Source organism: Lysinibacillus sp. NPDC096212, from assembly GCF_044763105.1.
Lineage (GTDB): Bacteria > Bacillota > Bacilli > Bacillales_A > Planococcaceae > Lysinibacillus.
The window spans coordinates 1-22,049 of the sequence record NZ_JBIWFQ010000009.1 but is presented as its reverse complement, the minus strand read 5'-3'; the positions used below and the strand labels follow the sequence as shown (position 1 = coordinate 22,049).

The 22,049-nt window shown below is 39.1% G+C and carries 18 protein-coding genes and 1 other annotated feature; of the genes, 3 read left to right on the top strand and 15 right to left on the bottom strand.

Features of this window, described 5'->3' with window-relative positions; all coding sequences use genetic code 11:
* The first annotated feature begins 3 nt into the window (after nucleotides 1-3).
* Complete coding sequence (locus ACIQ7T_RS10905) at nucleotides 4-1,593, top strand: N-acetylmuramoyl-L-alanine amidase family protein (protein WP_402870261.1); 1,590 nt, start codon at nucleotides 4-6, stop codon at nucleotides 1,591-1,593.
* A gap of 218 nt (nucleotides 1,594-1,811) precedes the next feature.
* On the opposite strand, the gene ACIQ7T_RS10900 is transcribed toward ACIQ7T_RS10905, so the two are convergent.
* The 6 genes from ACIQ7T_RS10900 to ACIQ7T_RS10875 form a co-directional block, all read right to left on the bottom strand.
* Nucleotides 1,812-2,027 carry a DUF2642 domain-containing protein gene (locus ACIQ7T_RS10900; RefSeq protein ID WP_370075395.1) on the bottom strand — a complete coding sequence of 72 codons (216 nt, stop codon included), beginning with the start codon at nucleotides 2,025-2,027 and terminating at the stop codon, nucleotides 1,812-1,814.
* Between the two features lie 73 nt (nucleotides 2,028-2,100).
* Nucleotides 2,101-2,541 carry a D-aminoacyl-tRNA deacylase gene (gene dtd / locus ACIQ7T_RS10895; RefSeq protein WP_370075396.1) on the bottom strand — a complete coding sequence of 147 codons (441 nt, stop codon included), beginning with the start codon at nucleotides 2,539-2,541 and terminating at the stop codon, nucleotides 2,101-2,103.
* Between the two features lie 86 nt (nucleotides 2,542-2,627).
* Nucleotides 2,628-4,823: a RelA/SpoT family protein gene (locus ACIQ7T_RS10890; RefSeq protein ID WP_370075397.1), complete on the bottom strand. Its 2,196-nt coding sequence runs from the start codon at nucleotides 4,821-4,823 to the stop codon at nucleotides 2,628-2,630.
* A 215-nt stretch (nucleotides 4,824-5,038) separates the two neighbouring features.
* Nucleotides 5,039-5,947, bottom strand: coding sequence for a pseudouridine-5'-phosphate glycosidase (locus tag ACIQ7T_RS10885; protein ID WP_370075398.1), 909 nt, complete (start codon nucleotides 5,945-5,947; stop codon nucleotides 5,039-5,041).
* A 4-nt stretch (nucleotides 5,948-5,951) separates the two neighbouring features.
* Complete coding sequence (locus ACIQ7T_RS10880) at nucleotides 5,952-7,043, bottom strand: carbohydrate kinase (RefSeq protein ID WP_370075399.1); 1,092 nt, start codon at nucleotides 7,041-7,043, stop codon at nucleotides 5,952-5,954.
* Between the two features lie 552 nt (nucleotides 7,044-7,595).
* A complete protein-coding gene (locus ACIQ7T_RS10875) occupies nucleotides 7,596-8,852 on the bottom strand; it encodes an MFS transporter (RefSeq protein ID WP_370075400.1) in 1,257 nt (418 codons plus the stop codon).
* 217 nt (nucleotides 8,853-9,069) lie between these two features.
* Here ACIQ7T_RS10875 and ACIQ7T_RS10870 point away from each other — a divergent pair, with 217 nt between their 5' ends.
* Entirely contained in the window at nucleotides 9,070-9,516 is a 447-nt protein-coding gene (locus ACIQ7T_RS10870; RefSeq protein WP_370075401.1) for a MarR family winged helix-turn-helix transcriptional regulator, read from the top strand.
* A 73-nt stretch (nucleotides 9,517-9,589) separates the two neighbouring features.
* On the opposite strand, the gene ACIQ7T_RS10865 is transcribed toward ACIQ7T_RS10870, so the two are convergent.
* From ACIQ7T_RS10865 to ACIQ7T_RS10825, 9 genes are all read right to left on the bottom strand, one after another.
* Nucleotides 9,590-9,724: a hypothetical protein gene (locus ACIQ7T_RS10865; RefSeq protein WP_370075402.1), complete on the bottom strand. Its 135-nt coding sequence runs from the start codon at nucleotides 9,722-9,724 to the stop codon at nucleotides 9,590-9,592.
* A gap of 201 nt (nucleotides 9,725-9,925) precedes the next feature.
* Nucleotides 9,926-10,438 (bottom strand): adenine phosphoribosyltransferase, encoded by a 513-nt coding sequence (locus ACIQ7T_RS10860; RefSeq protein ID WP_370075403.1) that lies wholly within the window; start codon nucleotides 10,436-10,438, stop codon nucleotides 9,926-9,928.
* A 33-nt stretch (nucleotides 10,439-10,471) separates the two neighbouring features.
* Nucleotides 10,472-12,790, bottom strand: coding sequence for a single-stranded-DNA-specific exonuclease RecJ (gene recJ / locus ACIQ7T_RS10855; protein WP_402870255.1), 2,319 nt, complete (start codon nucleotides 12,788-12,790; stop codon nucleotides 10,472-10,474).
* Between the two features lie 426 nt (nucleotides 12,791-13,216).
* Nucleotides 13,217-14,008 (bottom strand): tryptophan synthase subunit alpha, encoded by a 792-nt coding sequence (gene trpA, locus ACIQ7T_RS10850; protein ID WP_402870252.1) that lies wholly within the window; start codon nucleotides 14,006-14,008, stop codon nucleotides 13,217-13,219.
* Nucleotides 14,008-15,216 carry a tryptophan synthase subunit beta gene (trpB, locus tag ACIQ7T_RS10845; RefSeq protein WP_370075406.1) on the bottom strand — a complete coding sequence of 403 codons (1,209 nt, stop codon included), beginning with the start codon at nucleotides 15,214-15,216 and terminating at the stop codon, nucleotides 14,008-14,010. Before trpB ends, trpA begins: the two co-directional genes overlap by 1 nt.
* Entirely contained in the window at nucleotides 15,216-15,830 is a 615-nt protein-coding gene (locus tag ACIQ7T_RS10840) for a phosphoribosylanthranilate isomerase (RefSeq protein WP_402870248.1), read from the bottom strand. The genes trpB and ACIQ7T_RS10840 overlap by 1 nt, the downstream gene beginning before the upstream one ends.
* On the bottom strand, nucleotides 15,827-16,618 hold the full coding sequence (gene trpC, locus ACIQ7T_RS10835) for an indole-3-glycerol phosphate synthase TrpC (RefSeq protein WP_370075408.1): 792 nt from the start codon (nucleotides 16,616-16,618) through the stop codon (nucleotides 15,827-15,829). The genes ACIQ7T_RS10840 and trpC overlap by 4 nt, the downstream gene beginning before the upstream one ends.
* Nucleotides 16,615-17,646 carry an anthranilate phosphoribosyltransferase gene (trpD, locus tag ACIQ7T_RS10830; protein ID WP_402870245.1) on the bottom strand — a complete coding sequence of 344 codons (1,032 nt, stop codon included), beginning with the start codon at nucleotides 17,644-17,646 and terminating at the stop codon, nucleotides 16,615-16,617. Before trpD ends, trpC begins: the two co-directional genes overlap by 4 nt.
* Nucleotides 17,646-19,019 carry a chorismate-binding protein gene (locus tag ACIQ7T_RS10825; protein ID WP_402870242.1) on the bottom strand — a complete coding sequence of 458 codons (1,374 nt, stop codon included), beginning with the start codon at nucleotides 19,017-19,019 and terminating at the stop codon, nucleotides 17,646-17,648. Before ACIQ7T_RS10825 ends, trpD begins: the two co-directional genes overlap by 1 nt.
* Before the next feature lie 344 nt (nucleotides 19,020-19,363).
* Nucleotides 19,364-19,708: a binding site (T-box leader), on the bottom strand.
* Nucleotides 19,709-20,028: 320 nt separating this feature from the next.
* On the opposite strand from ACIQ7T_RS10825, the gene ACIQ7T_RS10820 reads away from it, so the two are divergent.
* A complete protein-coding gene (locus tag ACIQ7T_RS10820) occupies nucleotides 20,029-21,720 on the top strand; it encodes a methyl-accepting chemotaxis protein (protein WP_402870240.1) in 1,692 nt (563 codons plus the stop codon).
* Nucleotides 21,721-22,049 lie beyond the last annotated feature (329 nt).

The following is a 22,049-nucleotide window of genomic DNA, read 5'->3' as shown; positions in this document are numbered from 1 at the left end:
CTGATGAGGACAAAACTTTTAAATATTAGTATCATCTTCGTACTAGTGCTAATAATTGCGATTCCAAATATGAATAATATTCAAAGAGCACTAGCAGACACCAGTGATTTAAAAGTAACTGGAACGATTCTTCATTTACGTGAGGGACCTGGACTGTCTTATCCAATCATTACGACATTAGATGAGGGTGATTCGCTAACTTCTATTAGTCATGAAGGTGACTGGATTCAAGTAAAAGCAGGCAATTACGAAGGTTGGGTAGCATCTTGGCTAACAACTTCAATAAACGATAAACAAACGGTTGACCAAACGTTGATATCACAAGTTGATCGTCTAAATATTCGTACTGAGCCTGACATATCTTCAGCAGTTCTAGGACAATTATCAATAGGCAGCCAAGCTAAACTTATTGAAAAAAATGGTGAATGGGCAAAAATAGATTGGAACGGACTAGTTGGGTGGGTATCTACTGACTATGTTACAATCAATGACCTACCTGAAAAAAAGTTTAAGGCTGAGGCTGATGAACCTAAAGTTGAAGTATCTACTACAAAAAAAATCAACAAAGATACAACATTTACAGTTTTAGTAGATTCACTTAATGTGCGCCAAAATCCCGACTTAAATGCTAAAAAAATAGGAACAGCTTCAAATGGACAAGCCTTTAAAGTGCTGGCTCAAGAGCATAACTGGGTAAAAATTCAATATAACGATAATAAAGCAGGTTGGGTTTATAGCTTTTATGGTACTTTTTCAAATAAAGGAAAAACGACATCAAAATCTGCTTCTTCTTCCTCAGAGCTTGAATCTGTCACAATCATTTATAATGGGACAAACCTACGGACAGATGCATCAACGACTGCTGATGTTGTTGTACGTGTAGATGCCGGTGAAACCTACCCTATTGTAGGCGCTAAAAATGACTTTTATGAAATACAAGTAGATGACAAAACTGCATTTGTGGCGAACTGGGTCGTTACTACTTCTTCGTCGAGCAAAACAACTACTGCTATAAAAAAAGATAAATCTACACCACGCAAGAAAGGCACTTTAAATGGGCTAACAATTGTCGTAGATGCTGGACATGGCGGAAATGATCACGGCACTACCGGACAACGTGGAACAAATGAGAAGGAAATTACATTGAAAACAGCTTCTCTTCTAGCTTCAAAGTTGAGTGCTGCTGGAGCAAATGTTGTCATGACAAGAGAATCAGATGAATATGTTGCACTCCGTAAACGCGTCTCAATTGCGCACCAGTATGAGGCAGATGCTTTTATCAGTATTCATTATGATGCAACAGACGATAGCTCCGTTAATGGCTTCACCTCATATTATATGAACAGTAATCAACAAGGTCTTGCAGAGGCAATAAATAATGGACTTTCCAATAAAATCGATTTAAAGAATCGTGGTACCCAACAAGGAAATTATTTAGTTCTACGAGAAAATCGTCAACAAGCTGCACTCATTGAGCTAGGCTACTTAAGTAATGGTAGTGAGGAACGTGTTATTACAAACGCTAAATTCCGTGAACAAGCTACTCTCGGTATCTACCAAGGTATTTTAAAATACTTTAACGAAGATCGATAAAGTGAAACTTGTATCAGCGGGGATTATTAATAAGCTGCAAAGGAAAGTAGAATTGTACTTCCCTTGCAGCTTATTTATTTTGTTTTAAATGACTCTTTGTTATAGACGTTATAAGTTATGGTGTTTGCCTTTCAGTACTCACTGTCAAATATTATGTACACTCAAACGAAAAAAGGCCTCCAACTCACATTACATGAGTATAGAGGTCCTTTATGCGCTTATTTTTTCATTGTTGCTAGCGTAACCCATACAATCTCCTTCATACTAATGAAAAATGGCGTATGGCTAACCTCTAAAACAATATCATCAGGTAATACAGAGATTAATTTTCCTTGCTGAATATTTTTCTTAGTTTGCACTACAATTGCCTGACCAATCATCATGTTAAGAGTCTCGTATAAATATGGATTTGATATGCTTCCTACCTGCGTCATCTTTAATACACTTCCTTCCTACAAAACTAACCATACTATTTAATGTATGAAGGAATCATAGGAAATGTACCATTTATTTAGACTCAAGAAGTATTGTAATAGGGCCATCATTTGTCAGTGCAACATCCATCATTGCACCAAATATTCCTGTTTCCACATGTAAACCGTGTTCACGTAAGGAATTATTAAAAGCCTCCCATAACGGTTCCGCGACTTCTGGTCTTGCTGCACTTGTAAAACTTGGACGATTCCCCTTTTTTGCATCTCCATACAATGTAAATTGTGAGACGGATAGAATAGCCCCTCCATGCTCTAAAATGGAATGATTCATTTTTCCATCAGCATCTTCCCAAAGGCGGAGATTTGCTACTTTTTTTGCTAAATATTCAACATCCTCCTGCGTGTCCCCGTGTGTAATGCCAACCAGAAGAACATAACCGCTATCAATAGCACCCGTTACTTTTCCGTCAACCGTAACAGAGGCTGCTTTACTACGTTGTAAAACTACTTTCATTTTTTAAAACCTCAATTCTCCTATTGTATGCACCAGAAGTTCCATTTTCGGTACATAACAAAGTTGCTACTGCCTAACCATCCCAATTAGTTAATAACACGTTGTACTGAATATATATCAGGTGTTTGCTTAATACGTTCCACTACTTTATGCAAATGCGAAATATTTGAAATCGAAATCGTTAAATGAATCGTTGCCATTTTATCACGATCTGCACGACCACTCACTGCTAAAATATTCGTTTTCGTTTCGCTAACAATTTGCATGATTTCATTTAAAATTCCTGGTCTATCGAAGGCCGAAACTTCAATATCGACAGGGTATTCTTTTTTTTCTGGAGTAAGTCCATGTTCCCATTCAACTTCTATTAAGCGCTCCTGCTCATCATCAACTTGAATATTTGGACAGTCCGCACGGTGCACTGAAACACCTCTTCCTTTCGTAATGAAGCCTACAATTTCATCTCCAGGAACTGGCGTACAACAACGTGAAAGTCGAATAAGCATATTGTCGATATCTTTTACGATAACACCCGATTCCGTACGTTTTTGCGGAATAGGGTTTTTCATTTTTTGTTCAATTTTCTCTAGCGCTTCTTCCTGTTCACGCTCTTTGCGACGTTTTTCCGCTAGACGATTAACAACTTGCTGAGCTGTAATTCCATTCATGCCAACAGCTGCATATAAATCTTCTTCATTTGTATAGTTGAATTTTTCGCATACTCGCTTCAAATTGTCCGCTGACATTGTTTCTTTTACGTCAAAACCTTGTGCGCGGATTTCCTTTTCTATCATCTCTTTACCTTTGATGATATTTTCCTCACGAAGATGACGTTTGAAAAACTGCTTTATTTTATTTTTCGCCTGTGAGGATTGGGCAATTTTTAGCCAATCGCGACTCGGACCAAATGATTGCTTAGACGTTAAAATTTCAATAATATCTCCCGTTTTTAACGGTGTATCAAGTGGCACCATTTTACCATTGATTTTCGCGCCAATTGTACGATTCCCAACTTCTGAATGCACACGATATGCGAAGTCGATCGGTACAGAGCCTGCTGGTAATTCAATGACATCTCCTTCAGGTGTGAATACATAGACCATATCAGAGAATAAATCAAATTTTAAAGATTCCATAAATTCTTCAGCATTAGAAGATTCGTTTTGGAATTCTAAAATTTCTCGGAACCACGTTAATTTTTGGTCGACATTTTGTTTTTCATTATCAACTTTTTTACCTTCTTTATACGCCCAATGCGCTGCAATCCCGTACTCGGCAATTTTATGCATTTCCTTCGTACGAATTTGAACTTCTAATGGGTCACCATAAGGACCAATTACTGTTGTATGCAGGGATTGATATAGGTTTTGTTTTGGCATCGCAATATAATCTTTAAAACGTCCAGGCATTGGCTTCCATAATGTATGCACAATCCCAAGCACGGCATAGCAATCTTTAATACTATCGACAAGTACACGAATGGCTAATAAATCATAAATCTCGTTGAATTGTTTCTTTTGTAACACCATTTTACGATAAATACTGTAAATATGTTTTGGGCGACCATATATATCTGCTTCAATTTCAACATCTGTAAGCTGTGACTTCATCTCACCCATTACATTATCTAAATAGGCCTCACGCTCATCACGTTTTTTCTTCATAAGACTGACAATGCGATAATATTGCTGTGGATTTAAATAACGAAGTGCTGTATCCTCAAGCTCCCATTTAACAGTCGAAATCCCAAGACGATGCGCGAGTGGTGCAAAAATTTCAAGCGTTTCTTTAGAAATACGGCGTTGTTTTTCTGCAGGTAAATGCTTTAACGTGCGCATATTATGTAGACGGTCTGCCAGTTTAATCAAAATGACACGAATATCCTGCGCCATAGCTACAAACATTTTTCGATGATTTTCTGCTTGCTGCGCTTCTTTAGATAAATATTTAATTTTCCCCAGCTTTGTTACACCATCTACAAGCATCGCAACCTCTTCGCCGAATTCACGAACCAAATCGTCGCGCGTAAAATCCGTATCCTCGACAACATCATGTAAAAAACCAGCTGCAACTGTTTCAGGATCCATTTGTAATTCAGCTAAAATTCCAGCTACTTGCACAGGGTGAATAATATACGGTTCACCTGAGCTTCGGAATTGCTCAATATGGGCATCCCTTGCTAATTCATATGCTTTTTTCACGAATGCGACATTTTCATCATTCATGTAGGATTTGACTAACTCAAAAACGTCCTCGGGAGTCAAAATTTGCTCTTTCGCCATAACATGTCCACCTTGCTCGTCAAATTTTTCAGATTAGATATAAACTTAATTGTATAAAATTTTATGGGCTATTGTAAAGTAACTGTGTCATTTTGTTTAGTTATTCTCGTGAACAATGTGAAAAATGGAAAAATATTCTCCTGAATGAATAAAAAGACCCTTTGCGAATGCAATATTTCGCAAAGAGTCTCTCTTATCGTATCATAGTTGTCGGCTTATTTATTATACGCTACAGCAATTTTTGTACCAACTACTGCATTATTTTTTACTAATGCAATATTGGCAACAAGGCTTTTACCTTCTGTTAATTCTTTCACTTTTCCAAGTAAGAATGGTGTCACGTTTTTACCTTGAATACCGTTTTCTTCTGCTTCTACTAGAGCTTTTTCAATGATTTCAGTAATGAATGAATGCTCAAGCGCGTCAGACTCTGGAATTGGGTTAGCAATAACAGCTCCGCCTTTTAAGCCTAATTGCCATTTTGCACGTAGCATTTCGGCCACTTCCTCTGGTGTATCAATCTTGAAGTTGACATCAAAACCACTTTGACGTGTATAGAATGCTGGTAGTTCATCTGTACCATATCCAACGACTGGCACACCTTTTGTTTCAAGATATTCTAAAGTTAAACCAATATCTAAAATAGACTTAGCGCCCGCACAAATTACGGCAACATTTGTTTGTGCTAGTTCTTCTAAATCTGCTGAAATATCCATTGTTGTTTCAGCACCACGGTGTACCCCGCCGATACCACCAGTTACAAAAATTTCAATACCAGCTAGCTCAGCACAAATCATTGTTGCAGCTACAGTTGTAGCTCCTAATTTTTTTGATGCTAAAAGATAGCCTAAGTCGCGACGAGATGCTTTTGCTACACCTTGTGCATTACCGAACATTTCAAGTTCTTCATCTGATAAACCAATTTTAATTTTACCGTCGATTAAAGCAATTGTTGCTGGCACTCCACCATTATCACGAACAATTTGTTCCACTTCACGTGCTGTTTGTACATTTTGTGGATATGGCATTCCGTGAGAAATAATTGTTGATTCTAATGCTACGATTGGTAAGCCTTTTGCTTGTCCTGCTTTTACTTCTTCTGATAATACGATGAATTCTTTCATGTTGTTATTCCTCCATTTCATTGTTTAACAAATCAACTGATAGCTCAGGTCTTACGGTATATGGAGATGCAAGTGTATTTTTGGCATTCGTTAAGCCTGCATCAATACATGTTGCAAATGATTGCCCAGTAAGCCAGCTATGGATTACAGCACTGACAAAGGCGTCTCCTGCACCTGTTACATCTTCAATTTTTTCTACAGCTTTAGCTGTAAAATGACTTGGCTTCGTTGTAGTGGAAGCTGCATACACACCCTTGCTACCCGCTGTAATAATTACATGTTCAGCACCTAATGTAAGAAGTTGCTGTAAAGCCTTTTCGTAGTGTGCTGAGTTTTCGATTTTATGACCTACAATCGTCTCAGCTTCATCTGTGTTACAAATAAACCATGTTACCCCTTGTAACGTATCCGGTAATCGATTCATTTTGGGCGAAGATACCGGTACGATAACAAATGGAATGTCACGGGCAATCGCAACCTGCTGTATGTAAGCAACTGTTTCTTTTGGACAGTTTAAGTCCATAATAAAGCAGCCCGCATTCATCAGCATTGCCTCATGTTTTTTTAGCAAACTTGGCAATAAAAGATCATATACTTCCATATTTGCTACTGCTAGTGCTAGCTCGCCCTGCTCATCCATAACCGCAGTATAGGAACCCGTCGAAGCGTCAGGTAGCTGCTCCACATAACGTAAATTCATAAATGGCTCTGAAGCTTCTTGGATCACTTGCCAATCAGCATCTTTGCCGGCAGTAGTCAGCAATGTTACTTGATGATTTAATCTACCTAAATTTTCAGCAATGTTTCGGCCAACACCACCTACACTAAATGAAGAGCTAGCAGGATTGGACGTACCGAATTGGACATTCCCTTTTACATGAAATTTTCGGTCAAGATTGGCTCCACCGATACAAATAATTTCATTTTCCTCAGGCAAAATATATGCACGACCTACAATTTTCCCTTGCTTCGTTAAGCTCGACACTAAATTAGCAAGGACTGGTCGAGATAGCTTCATCTTATCTGCCATCTCTTGCTGAGACATAAACGGATTCTGGCGAATTAATGCAAGGACCGCCTGTTCTCTTTCATTCATAGCATCACCTTTTATTATATTTGTTTACATTATAAACTTTTGTTTGGTTGATGTCAAAAAATTTTTTAATAAAAAAAGTTGAAACCGATATGATACTGGCTTCAACTTTTTGTTGTGATAACTATTGCTTCAATGAAATTAAGGTGTCGTGTTAAATAAAGTATGGCTTTTCGGTATAACGAGGGGGGTGATTTCCGTTCCAACTGGGCGCTTTCCTGTGGGCGCCCAATGAGCCGCTTCACTTCGCTTCAGGGTCTCATCTGCGTGAAAGCGATAGCGGCGGAAATTCAGGGTTTTGCGGCGTTCTTTACTTGGTAGGCGGCGCAATTTCGGGGGTTTGCGGCGTTCTTTGCTTGGTTAGCGGCGCAACTTACACTTTTAGCGGCGAATTCCAATATAACCTGGACAAATATTTTCTGTGCGAAAGCGTAGCGCAGCAACAACAAATTCGGAGGAACGGCTCACTGCTGTAAAATGCCAATCGTTGATAAAATTTTAAGAAACGACGATAGCAACAAGAGTCTCACCTTAAGCAAAGCGAGTAGCTAATTATCAAGTATTGGCATGATAAGGTGTTTGTTTTTTCACGATGATGACAAATAAACTTGCCAATGCACAGAACATCCCAGCAAGGAAAAAGGCCCAAGTATATGAATTGAAAAACTTATAGATGAGGCCTCCACCAAAGGCAGCAACTGCAGCTCCTGCTTGATGAGATGCGAAAATCCACCCATAAATAATGCCACTTTTATTTGTACCAAAAATTTGTCTAGAAATACTGATCGTTGGAGGTACTGTTGCAATCCAATCTAATCCATAAAATATTGTAAAGATTGTCAGTAAAGTGAACGACCCTTGCATTAATGCATATGGAAGTAAAAGGAGAGACGTTCCTCTTAAAAGGTAATACCAAAACAATAACCATCGATTATCAAAACGATCAGACAGCCACCCTGATAAAGTAGTGCCTACAAGATTAAACACTCCCATAAAAGAAAGAAAGGATGCAGCGGTTACGAAAGGGACACCAAAGCTAATACAGTATGAAACAAAATGAGTACCCACTAATCCACTAGTTGAAAGTCCACAAATAAAAAAACTTCCCGCTAATAACCAAAATTCTTTCTTCTTTATTGCCTCAAATAAACCATTAAAAGCATTACTAATCGGATTTTTCTTATGATCCTCTTGTTGCATTTCTAAATCTTCTTCCATTCCATAAGGAAGAATCCCAATATCCTGTGGCTTATTTTTAATAAATATTGAAATAGTGATGAACATAACAATACTTAAAATGAGAATTAATCCAATCGCCCATCGCCAAGAATAATGTTCAATAATAATCGCCAATAAGGGTAAGAGAATTAACTGCCCTGTTGCAGTACTCGCCGTTAAAATCCCAACTGCCAACCCTCTACTTTTCACAAACCAATGATTGGCTACATACGGACTTAACACCGTTAAAAAAAGACTTGCTCCTAAACCAATAATACCGCCCCATATAACGATTAACTGCCATGATTGAGTCATGAAAAGCGTAAGCATCATGCCAATGAATAATGTAGCCATCGCACCTAGCATCATTTTCTTTAAACCCGCTATTTCTAGTAATGCCGCCATAAAAGGACCCGAAAAACCATATAAAAATAGACTCACTGCAAAAGCTAAGGCAATTAAAGATCGATCCCAATTAAATTCTTTTTCAAAGGAGTCTATAAATACCCCTGATGATGACATTGTAATCCCTGCAACAATAATTGAGAAAAAGGTTACGACTAAAATAAACCAGCTATAATGAATACGTTTCATCTTGACACCTTCATTTCTTAAAAAAATTTTTAAAAGATTGCAGCTCAATACATGTATATGCATATATTACTGGAGTAAATGCCTTTCGGAAACATGTATATACATATATAATCTTAGTAATCACTTTTATTACTGTCAAGAAACATTTTCCAACTTAACAAAATAAATCAATAGGGCTACTATAATATTGAACCAACTCGAAAAGGGGTACGGAGCAATGAATAATATAGATTACACACAAATATGTGTATGTGCAAACCTTCGAAAAAAAACACGAGTCGTGACACAATTGTATGATAAATTACTACAGCCCACTGGCTTAAAAGTTACTCAATACTCTATGCTAGCAAATATCGATCATCAACAATCAGTTTCCATAAGTCGACTAGGTGAAATTTTGCTACTCGATCAAACAACCATTACACGTAATATTAACTTGTTAAAGCAAAATGGCTATGTAGATTTAACAAGAGATCCGCAAGATGCTCGAGCAAAGGTCATTACACTAACTGATAAAGGGGTTAAAAAATTAAACGAGGCTGCTCCAATTTGGCAAGATATCCAAGAAAGAATTATCAATGATATTGGCATAGAGAAGTACGAGGATTTTTATGAAACATTGAAAACTATGCAAAAAATAATTCAATCTTATGATGAAGAATAAATAAACGAACCTAAACAAAAGAATCCATTTTGAAAATGATTGATCAAAATGGATTCTTAAAGTTGTTGTAGAACTAATATGCCAATGAAATTAAAGTGCCAATTAAGTATAGTTCTTCGGCAAAACGTGGGGTTGCATGAATCACTACACCTGCTGGATTACCACCTAATTTTGTTTCTGTAAAAGCATCAATTACATAATATGACAAAGCTAACTCTCCCTTACTTTTAAATTTATAAATTTTTAATACTTACTATATCTATTAATCTCTTTATAAATAAAAAAACGCCACAAAATGTGACGCTTTTCATATTATTGTATGACTCGTCTGCAAAACGAGGGGTTGATTTCCGTTCCGGCTGGGCGCTTTCCTAGGGGCGTCCAGCCTTCACTCTAATCAACTAAAACATTAATATTCAATAAGTGTTTTTATGTTTAAGTCGCCAATTTTTGCACGACCATTCAGCTCTTTTAACTCGATTAGGAAGGCACAGCCAACAACTTGACCACCTAGTTGTTCAACTAAACGCACTGTCGCTTCAACTGTACCACCAGTCGCAAGTAAGTCATCACAGATTAATACTTTTTGACCTGGTTTAATCGCATCTTTATGCATTGTTAGTGTATCTTTACCGTATTCAAGACCGTAGTCAGCACTGATCACTTCACGTGGTAATTTTCCTGGCTTACGAACAGGCGCAAAACCTATTTCAAGCGCATAAGCAACTGGACATCCGATAATGAAGCCACGAGCCTCAGGACCTACCACAATTTCAGCACCTAATTCTTTTGCGTAACTTACAATTTGGTCTGTTGCATATTTGTATGCAGCACCGTTATCCATAATTGTTGTAATATCTTTGAAGCTAATGCCCTCTTTCGGCCAGTTTTCAACCGTTGTTACGTATTGCTTTAAATCCATGTTATTGCTCCTCCTACGAAACTTATTCGTATATTAATGTAATCGTTCATCAAACCATTGTTTTAATTCTATATAAGGGGCATATACTAGCTTCTGCTCCATTTCAATCTGTTCTGAACGCTGTTTGTAAGACGGTGCCTCTGTAAGTGCCTGTTTTGGTGCATTCACGTTGACAGTCGTCAGTCCACTCTCCATTTTAACAAAATCAAGTTCAAAAAACACCTGTGTCATAAATTTTAATGCATCTAACGGCCAACCTGTATGTTTAGCTAATTCAGCCAAATGCATATTTAATGGAAAGGCAGGGCGATTTTTCAAAAACTTATAATACCAGGAGAATTGCTCACGTGTAGGCAATCCATTGAAGTACTGAGAATCAGGCATGTAAAAATGTGCATATATACGGGAAGGAGCTGTTTTCCGTAAGACATTTTCTAACATTTGAACATTTTGTGGCAAATCCAGTAGGACGATATAATTGCTTTGTTCTACATTTGAAAGCGTAGGATCTACTGCTAGGATTGGTACACCAATTAGCGACTGGTAATAGGTAATCGTCTCTGAACGGAAGGCGATAAATGTTGCCTCCTCTTTTGGGACCGTATTTAACCAGCGGGATGTTTGGCGAATACCACGAATATCAAATAATTGCCATTCAGTCGTTTGGACATCTTCTATCATAAATTGTGCTTTTTTACGTCCTTGCCATTCGTTAATTTGTAAATCCCCTGTAAATGAAACTTTAATTCCATATGTTAATTCGTCGTGTAGATGTCCTTTATTAAATCCAACACTATCTAATTTTTCATAGCCATCCGTCAATTCTATTTTTATATGATTTTCCGCTGCTCCAATTTTCCGCATGGAGGATATCTCCACATCTTCGAGCACATAAACAGGCTTCGGAAAATCAGTACCATATGGACCAAGCGTTGAAATCTCTTCAATGGCATCTGCTGAAATTTCATCCATTTTTAGTGGTATATCAATATTGAGTACAGGTGTCAATTGCTCTTCTGATAAACATGCTCTCGCTTGAGCATCTAAGCGTGATCTTAATTCACCCACATGCTCAATAGATAATGTCATCCCCGCTGCCATAGGGTGCCCACCAAAATGAGGTAATATGTCTCTATTTTTCGCTAATTCATTATATAAATGGAACCCTTCTATACTACGGGCTGAACCTTTAGCTGTTCCTTTTTCATGGTCTAGTGAAAGTACAATTGTTGGACGATAATAAAGCTCGACAAGACGAGATGCGACAATTCCTACTACTCCAGCATTCCAGCCTTCACCAGCAATAACTAAAACGAGTGACTCCCCAACCTTTTTATCTGATTCAATGAGAGCAATGGCCTCATCTGTAATACTTTTTACGATATCTTTGCGCTCACTATTACACGTATTAAGCTGTTTCGCTATTGCTATTGCCTTAGCATTATCCTCAGCCATTAATAGCTCTACACCTGGCGCCGCTTCTCCTAGACGACCAACAGCATTTAAGCGCGGTCCAAAGTAAAAACCGATTGTTTCTTCGCTAATTTTAGCTTGCTCTGCGCTGGCTACTTCACACATTGCTTGTACCCAAGGGCTGAGTGAACGGCGCATTTCTTCTATTCCTCGTTTTACTAGGTAGCGATTTTCATCAACTAATGGTACTAAATCCGCTACTGTTCCAATAGCTACATATTCAAATAGCTGCGTTGGCAGTTCTCCATATAGAGCATGTGCTAACTTAAAAGCTACCCCTACACCTGCAAGCTCGCCAAATGGATAATGTCCTTCTGGTATACGAGGATGTAAAATAATATCGGCAGGTGGTAATTCATCGCCTGGTTCATGGTGATCTGTAACGATAACATCCATACCTAGTTCCTTCGCGACACGAATCGGTTCAATGCCTGAAATACCATTATCAACTGTTATAATTAGCTGAACACCCTCGTCATGTGCTTCACGAAATAGCACCTCATTCGGTCCATAGCCATGAATAAAACGATTCGGTATTTTAAACGATACATCGGCACCTAGATCAAGCAACACATTCAGCATTACTGTCGTGCTTGAGACACCATCCGCGTCGTAATCGCCAAATACAAGGATTTTCTCTCCGTTTTCAAGCGCATGCTCTATACGTGCCACAGCTTCTGCCATACCATGCATTAAAAACGGATCATGGATACTTGCTTCTGTCATATTTAATAAGCTCTCTGCGTCAGCAGTTGTTTCGCAGCCTCGAGCTGCTAAAATTTTCGCTGCAATCGCAGAAAGTTGTAGGTCATTTTGTAATGTTTGGACAAGCTTAGCGTCTGGGTGCTCTACCTGCCATCTCTTTTTCGATAGAATCATCTTTTCACTTCCTTACGTAGGCTATTATACAGAAAATCTAGCCTATCCGCACTATTTGTCAGAATGATAGTTTTATCCATTAGATTTTCAATTCAATCCGTTGGTTTTACTAAACTACTCGAAGGATAGAAGTCAGAGTGACAGATAGAAGAGTCAAAGTCGTGGTTAGAACCGTCAGAGTCGTTGTTAGAAGAACCGAAGTCGTCGATAGAACCGTCAGAATCGTGGATAGAACCGTCAAAGCCTTGGGTAGAACCTCAAAGTCATGGATAGAGCCGCCAAATTCATGGGTAGAACCTCAAAGTCGTGGATAGAGCCGCCAAATTCATGGATAGAACCGCCAAATTCGTGGATAGAGCCACCAAAGTCGCGGATGGAACCGTCAAAGCCTTGGATACCAGTCTCAAAAGAAAAAAGCCTACTCCATTAAAGAGTAGACTTCTGAAATACACCTTTTGAAGCAAATACTAATGCTTCAACCTTATCTAAATCACCTTCATGCAATGCTGTCACGATCGCACTACCAACGATTACGCCATCACTAAGTGCCCCCATGCTAACCACTTGCTCGGGTGTTGAAATTCCAAAGCCAGCTAGTACTGGTATTTGACTTGCTTCACGTAAGCGAGCAAAATGATCCTGTAAATCATTTGCAAAGCTTGTGCGAGCCCCTGTGATTCCATTGACTGTCACAGCATAAACGAAGCCTTGACTAGCAGCCGCGATACGTGCAATTCGCTCTGGAGGACTTGTTAACGATACAAGTTGAACGATGTCGATACCTTGAGGATTTAATGTGTCACGTAAAACGGCACTTTCTTCAAGTGGTACATCAGGAACGATTAATCCTTTAACGCCCCCCGCTACACAAGCCTTCGCGAAAGACTCTAACCCAAAAGCTAAAACAGGATTAAAATAAGTCATAACAACTAACGGAACTTGAATTTCTTCTTTAAATGAAGCTAATGCTTCTAGCACTTTACGTAATGTCACACCTTCTGCTAAAGCCCGTTCACCTGCTTGCTCTATCGTAGGCCCATCTGCTACAGGATCCGTGAACGGTATCCCAACTTCAATGGCCGTTACACCCATTTGCTGTAACTTCAGGATCGTTGGCTTCAAAGTTTCCAGTCCTCCATCGCCCGCCATAATATATGGTATAAATGCTTTATTACCAGCGATCTTCGTTTGTTCAATTGCCTGCTGTAGTGTTGTCATTACATTTCTCCTCCTAATGCTTTACGAACAGTATGAACATCTTTATCTCCTCGGCCGGATAAGCACACAACAATGATGTCATCTGTAGACATTGTCTTCGCAAGTTTTGCTGTATAGGCAATGGCATGAGAGCTTTCTAGCGCAGGTAGTATACCTTCTGTTCTACACAGTAACTGCAAACCCTCAAGTGCTTCACTATCTGTAATCGCATCAAATGTAACACGCCCAATATCATGTAAATAACAATGCTCCGGGCCCTTCCCTGGATAATCTAAACCAGCTGAAATAGAATGTGCCTCTTGCACAAAGCCATTTTCATCTTGTAATAAATACATGTATGCACCGTGTAAAACGCCTAGTTGTCCACCAGCGATTGCTGCTGCATGCTTTCCTGTCTCAATGCCACTGCCTGCAGCCTCTACTCCGTATAGCGCTACAGTTTCATCGTCGACAAAAGGATGGAACATACCGATTGCATTACTACCTCCACCTATACAAGCAACGACTGCATCTGGTAAACGCCCTTCCTTAGCTAAAATCTGTTCTCTAGTTTCAACGCCAATTACACGCTGGAAATCCCTAACGATTTTTGGGAATGGATGTGGTCCTAAAGCTGAGCCTAAAATATAATGAGTATCTTCAACATTTGTCACCCAGTAGCGCAGTGCTGCATTGACAGCATCCTTCAATGTTTTTGAACCTGTTTCTACAGACTCCACTTTTGTACCGAGTAACTCCATGCGAAAGACATTCAATTGTTGACGTTCTATATCCTCCGCTCCCATAAATACAACACATTCAAGATTCAATAATGCGCATGCAGTTGCCGTTGCCACCCCGTGCTGCCCTGCACCTGTTTCTGCCACTATTTTCTTTTTGCCCATTCGTTTTGCAAGAAGCGCTTGACCAATCGCATTATTAATCTTATGGGCTCCAGTATGATTTAAATCTTCACGTTTTAAATAAATCTTCGCGCCGCCTAGCTCTTTTGTTAAATTTTCTGCATAATACAATGGCGTCTCACGGCCAACGTATTGTTGTAAATAATAGGCCAATTCCTCAGTAAATGTTTGATCATTCATTGCCTCATCATAGGCCGCCTCTAATTCCAACAAAGCTGTCATTAATGTTTCCGGAACAAATTGTCCACCAAATTTCCCATAACGCCCTTCCTTTGTCGGTACACTATTTGCAATTGAATTTACCATTATACTCTTCCCTTCTTCACTGCCTGTATAAATGCGTTTATTTTTACTATGTCTTTTACACCGTCTGTCTCTACGCCACTCGATACATCTACCATAAATGGCGACACAAGTGATACTGCTTCTTCAATATTTTCAACTTGCAAACCACCTGCTAAAATTAGCTTTTCTCGTGGAATCCCTACCATCTCTAAGAGGGTCCAATCAAACGTGTGACCACTGCCACCTTTAAAATCTGTCCCTGGTGCATCAAATAAGTAATAGTCTACATCATAGTTAGCAGCAGCCTGAACATTTTCAATACCTCTTACGGATAAAGCTTTAATGGCTGGATAACCTTGCTGACGAATAAACTCCGGAGATTCTTCCCCATGATATTGCACATAATCTAATGGCACGCTTTCTACCGCTGTACGTAATTCCGCTGCGCTTGGATTAACAAAAACACCGATTTTTAAAACGCCCTCTGGCACATGTTTGGCTAATTGCTGTGCCTGTTCAACCGTCACTCGTCGTTTACTTGGTGCAAAGACAAAACCAATTACATCCGCTCCTGCCTCTACCGCTGCCTGCACATGCTGTTGTTCCTTCAGTCCACAAATTTTTACCTTCGTCATACAGATGCCCCCACCTTATTGACCTGTAAACTTTTTAGCGCAGTACCTGCATCACCACTGCGCATTAATGACTCACCTACAAGAACGCCACTAGCCCCCATGGCTGCCACTACTTTAGCGTCTTCTTGCGTCCAAATCCCACTTTCACTTATTAATACTTTCTCTCCTTCGAACGGAAAAGCTTCTGCAATTTCACGTGTCCGTTCCAGACTCACCTCAAAGGTACGTAAATCACGGTTATTGACGCCAATTAGCTTGGCCCCCACTGCAATAGCACGTTCAAGCTCCTCTAAATCATGCACCTCCACTAAGACTTCTAGATTTAAGCCTGTTGCATAGCTATATAGATCGCGTAATGCCTCATCTGTTAACGCGGCTACAATTAGTAAAATAATAGATGCACCTGATGCCTTTGCAAATCGAATTTGCACACGATCGATCATAAAGTCCTTACAAAGAAGTGGCGTTTGAACAGCATTTGCAACTGCAGCTAAATCATCAAAGGAGCCTTTAAAAAACTTTTTATCTGTTAAAACAGAAATGGCCGCTGCTCCAGCTTCTGCATATTTTTTTGCCTGCGCCACTGGATCTGCCCCTTCTGCGATAAGTCCCTTTGAAGGGGAAGCACGCTTCATTTCAGAAATAACCTGTAATGTTTCAGCTTTTCTCAATCGTTCAAATAATGACGGACGCAGATTTTCTGTAAAATTAGCTAACGGGTCGGGCTGTTCAAGTAAAGCACTAACTTCTATCTTTTTTTGTTCAAGAATTTTATTTAAGATATTCATTGTTGGACCTCCACTCTTTTAATATGCTCACTATAAGCGACAACTGCCTCTAATTTTTGAAGGGCACGACCGCTAAAAATACTATCCTTCGCCATTTCTACACCTTCTTTAACAGTTTCAGAAATTCCATAGCTGAACAACCCAATACCAGCATTCAATAAAACCGTGTCAAAGTAAGCACTTTGTTCACCAGCTAATAATTTACGCATAATAGCGGCATTTTCATCTGCATTGCCTCCACGAATGGCCTCTATTGGTGCATAGCTAAGACCCGCATCCTCTGGAGTTAAAGAAAAAGGAATCAAGTCTCCTTTATCTACTAAGACAAAAGTATTTTGGCCAGCTAATGACGCCTCGTCTAAACCTAGTGGCCCAGAAACGACCATTGCACGTTCACGCCCGAGCATTTGTAATACCGAAGCATACTCCATGACAAAATTCGGACGGTTAATGCCGGTAAATTGCGTCGATAAAGGCACTGGATTCGTAAGTGGACCGACAAGATTAAATATAGTTGGCTTGCCTAGTGCCCGACGTACCTCGCCGATTCGCTTTAATTTTGGATGCACATTTGGAGCATATAAAAAGGCTATTCCTTCTTTCTCTAACAGCTCAACAGTTTGCTCAATGGAAATATTCGTATGAATACCGAGTGCTTCCAAAACATCAGAGCTTCCGGATGCCGAAGAAATTTTGCGATTCCCGTGCTTCGCCATTTTGACACCTGCCCCTGCTAACACAAAGGCGCAAGCCGTACTTATATTAAATGTATTAAGACCATCACCACCGGTTCCGCAATTATCCATATAGATCCCAGCTTTTGCTGGTACGTCTAGTGCAAAGGAACGCATAACGGTAGCTAATGCCGCTACTTCATGTGCTGTTTCACCTTTAACAGATAATGCTGTTAAAAAGCTTGCAATTTCTTCCTTCGGTGTGTCATCTTGGAACATCCATTTTGCTGCCTTTAGCATTTCCTCATACATTAAATGCTCTCGTTGTTGTATTTTTTGACGAATACCATCCATTAATGTGGACCTCCTTCTTTTTCAAGTAGCTGTAAAAATTCCTGTTGGTCCTCTTCTATTTGTTTTAAACTTTCATCGACATTTGTGTATTTGGTCACCGTTACAGTTGTTTGCAGATGCATCGTTTCATTTTCTATGACAATGGATTTCCCTGTTAAAGCAAAATCAAGATGACCGTTAAAACCAATAAATCCAAGAGCTCCTCTAAATATCTCCGTAACTTGATTAGATTTCCCAAAATAGTCCCTTACCTGTTCTTTTGGCATACTTGCTGATGCAAAAGGTGGTAACGTCGCAGCTAATACATCCAGTGCATGGAGCATCGGTAATATTTGCCCTTCGACTCTCGATGCCATGTGTAATGCATGCTTTGAGCGTTCAATTCTCATCGCCTCAATGACTTGAATGGAATCTCGGAAGCACACAGACTGTAACTCTTGTCGCACGGCAGAAACAAGTACAGCATGCGACTTCCTAATATTTGTGTTTTCATAGAGCTTTCGTTCATGTTCTAAATCTTCACCTTTTGTGGAACCTCTTGGATATGTCCCCTCTGTTGGTGTTGCAATCACACGCTCACCTTTTACACGAATTAGGCTTTCAGGAGATGTTCCTAAAACAACATGATCCTCAAACTCTACATAATACATATACGGAGCAGGATGTTTTTTACGCAATTGACGATATAAAGCGAAAGCATCTCCTTGTAAATTTGCTAAAAAACACTTTGATAAAACGACTCTTGTAATATCTTCATCTAAAATAGCTTTGATAGATGTAAGAGAATTTGTAAATTGTTCATTCGTAGACGATTCAAAAGGTTCATAGCTACAAGTTGTATCCTCATCCTCCCTACCGTTTAAAAGTTGCTCTGCCAACTCTTCTAAATTTGGTTCTTTTTTTTCTGCATCGATATTTGTATGAATCAAAGTAACCTCATCTGTTACATGATCAAACACAATGACCGTCTCATACACATGGAAATGCACATCTGGGAGCTGCACTTTATCCTGAGCAGTTGATAAAATCGTTGTTGCATCATGACCAATATAACCAACAGCTCCTCCTGAAAACGGGAATTGTGTCGTATTGGATATACGCGGCATTAATCTTTTCAATAAAACAAACATATCGCCCTTATGTGTATAGGTGTTTCCAGTCTTATATGAATATTCCTGAATCTCCTCTCCATAGCCTTTATACGTTTTTCTTGGATTAGCACCAATAAAAGAAAAACGTCCTGCTCCCTCATGCTGTGCTGAACTCTCAAGTAAAAATTTACGCTTCCCTTGTAGGCGTCTAAAAATTAAAATCGGTGTTAAAGAATCAGCATTAATGGTTTTCATTTTTGTTCTTGAACTCGTCGATTGCATAATTACCAAGCTCCTTTTCTTATAAATTCACTAACGTTTAACTAAAAAATGTATAGCACCTGAATCGACTTTTATTGAATAAAGTTGAATAAAAAGGATCATCATCATAGCGTAGGGTTGATTTCCGTTCCGGCTGGGCTCTTTGCCGCTTACGCACAGATAAAACATTTGTTGCTGGCGCTTCGCTTTCGCACAGAGCAAAGCTTCCTGGGGGCGTTCTTCTTTTTTTGACCTAACCACCGCCGATAATGTCTACAAATTTATTAGTAATATCTTCGGAGCATTCATCCCATGCAAATAGAAGCAATAAAAAAAGTCCTCTGCAAATAGGATTTTTCCTAATTGCAGAGGACGATCATGACCGCGTTGCCACCTCATATTAGAGCATATTTGCTCTCCCTTATGTGCTCAAACTTAGTTCGTCAGTAAAATTGACATATCTTTTTAATTAATGTAAAAAGATTTGTCTAAATCGAAGCACCCCCTATAACGTGGGGAATCCGTTCGCTATTATCAATTCCGCCTTGGCGTAATAACATCCGGCGTTCAGTAGGTGTTTGTATACCCACTGGATGAAGATAATTAGCGACTCTCATAAGTCCATTCACATAAGCTACAAATCAGTTCGCACCAGCCACTGACTCTCTAAATTGCACACTTACGCTACTACTCTTATTCAACAATTTCTCAGCTATTCTCATCTAAACTCATCTCATCTGTTCTAAGGCTGACCTCGCTCCCGAGACCAACTACCTTGTATCGAACAAAAAAGTTAGCCTTATTTTATGCCAAGCTATGAAAATTGTCAATCAATTCAGAGAAAAAGGAAAATGTTGAAAGGACTTTTGAAATTATATAATAGGAAAAATCACCTTCTATCTGCACCAGTAAAAGGGAATTAAACTACCTACTTTTGAGAATTTATCAAGTATTGACCTTGTAAAAATATCAAGTTATAGTAAATTTAGACCATTGATTCTCTAATACATTAAAGAAGGTAGGAACGAATATGTCCGTTCGAAAAAAACTAAATATAGGTTTTATTTCACTCACTTGTTTACTTTTAATATCAAGTATTATTGCATTTTTTCAATTTAAGTCGGTGGAAGGAGATATAGTAGAGGTACTTGATCACAGAATCGTGCAAATTGAATTAACAGAGGAAATACAGCAACAGCTTGCCTCACAGGGGCTTTTTTTACGTTCCTATATTCTGAATAGTAAGGATGAGACGATAAAATCAAATTTAGAACGTTATGAAAAACAATTACCAGAAACAATCCAAGAACTTTCAGGCATTGTTCGTTCCGATTACACAAAAAATATTATGAAGCAAGTAACCGAATTACAGCAAGATTTACTAACAAGTTCTGATAAAGCAGTGCAAGCATTTAATAGTGGAAATACAGATTTAGCTTTATCATACATAAATGGAGAAGTTACAAAAAGCAACAAAGAAATTTACACACTGACAAATGATTTATTAAACTATCATGATGAACAGCTGCAAAAGGTTAAAAGTAGTGTTGTCCAAACAGTTGCACAAGCTATTATTATTTCTATTGCCTTACTTGTTTTAAGTGCAATTGTTGGTTGTTTATATTTTATGTATTTTGTAAAACGCTCCATCATTCAACCGCTTCATAAAGTGATTAATGCAGCCGATACGTTAGCACACGGTGACTTAACGATTGCTCAGCTTGAACATAACTCAAAAGATGAGATTGGTACACTTGCCAATGCAGTGAATGCGTTAAAACAGAATTTATCTGTACTACTTAAAAATGTTCAGGACAACGCGACACAATTATCTGCCGCTTCTGAAGAGCTTTCCGCTAGCACTGTGGAAGTGACAACAACTTCAAGCGACATCTCACATCGAGTACAAGACACGTCAAACCATCTAACTTCATCTGCTAGTGCCTCTCAACAAAGTGCTCTAGCTATGGATGAAACAGCTGCTGGTGTACAACGAATTGCTGAGGCTACTCAAAATTTGCATCACAATGCTATAAATATGACACAGCTTGCTAATACCGGGGGGGAAACTATTACGACTGCCAAGGAGCAGATGGATACAATTTCTGAGTCAACTACACGAATTGCCGATTTAACGCAAAAGCTAAGTAAGCAATCTGAAGAAATCGGGCAAATTACAAAAGTAATTACGGCTATTACTGAACAAACAAATTTACTGGCGCTCAATGCTGCCATCGAAGCAGCACGAGCTGGTGAGCACGGCAAAGGCTTCGCGGTTGTAGCAGATGAAGTACGAAAGCTTGCTGAAGAATCCAAGCAATCTGCTGGCCAAATTGTCGCCCTTACAAATGAAATTCAAACGGATACAAAAAACGTTGCCACTGCTGTGCATGAAGGATTAGTATCTGTGCAGGATGGTGTAGCAAAAATTCATGAGGCCGGTGATGCATTCGATTCTATTACAGAGTCTGTGCAAACATTTACTGACCAAATTGAAGATATCTCAGCCACTTCGGAACAAATCTCAGCTAGTGCTGAAGAAGTAGCTGCCTCTGTAACAGAAATTGCAAATGGTGCGAGTATTTCAGCGAGCAACTCACAAATCATTGCTGAAGCAGTAGAAGAGCAAGCTGCAACAATGCAGCAGGTGAATGAGGTAGCTGAGGAATTAAGCAATAACGCTCAGCAACTCCAAGCATTACTTCTGCAATTTAAACTTTAACTTCTTTCAACAATTGTTTTGGTAGCGAAAGCGAAGCGTCAGCTACAATTGTTTTATGTAACGTAAGTGAAACGGCAGTTACAATTATTTCCTGCCGCTACGCTTTCGGTACAAATAGACATTTATTGAAAAAGTTATAGTCTCCGTACGCAATTATGCCGAGGCATAATTGATTATATGAAACAAAAAGAATCTGCTACTTTCCAAAGAAAGCAAGCAGATTCTTTTCTTTATGACGGATTGTAATATTAAGTGCAACACCTAGAAGTCAATATAAAGGAAGCCCATAACGACCTCGTGTAGAATGTAGTTACCACACAAACATTCAA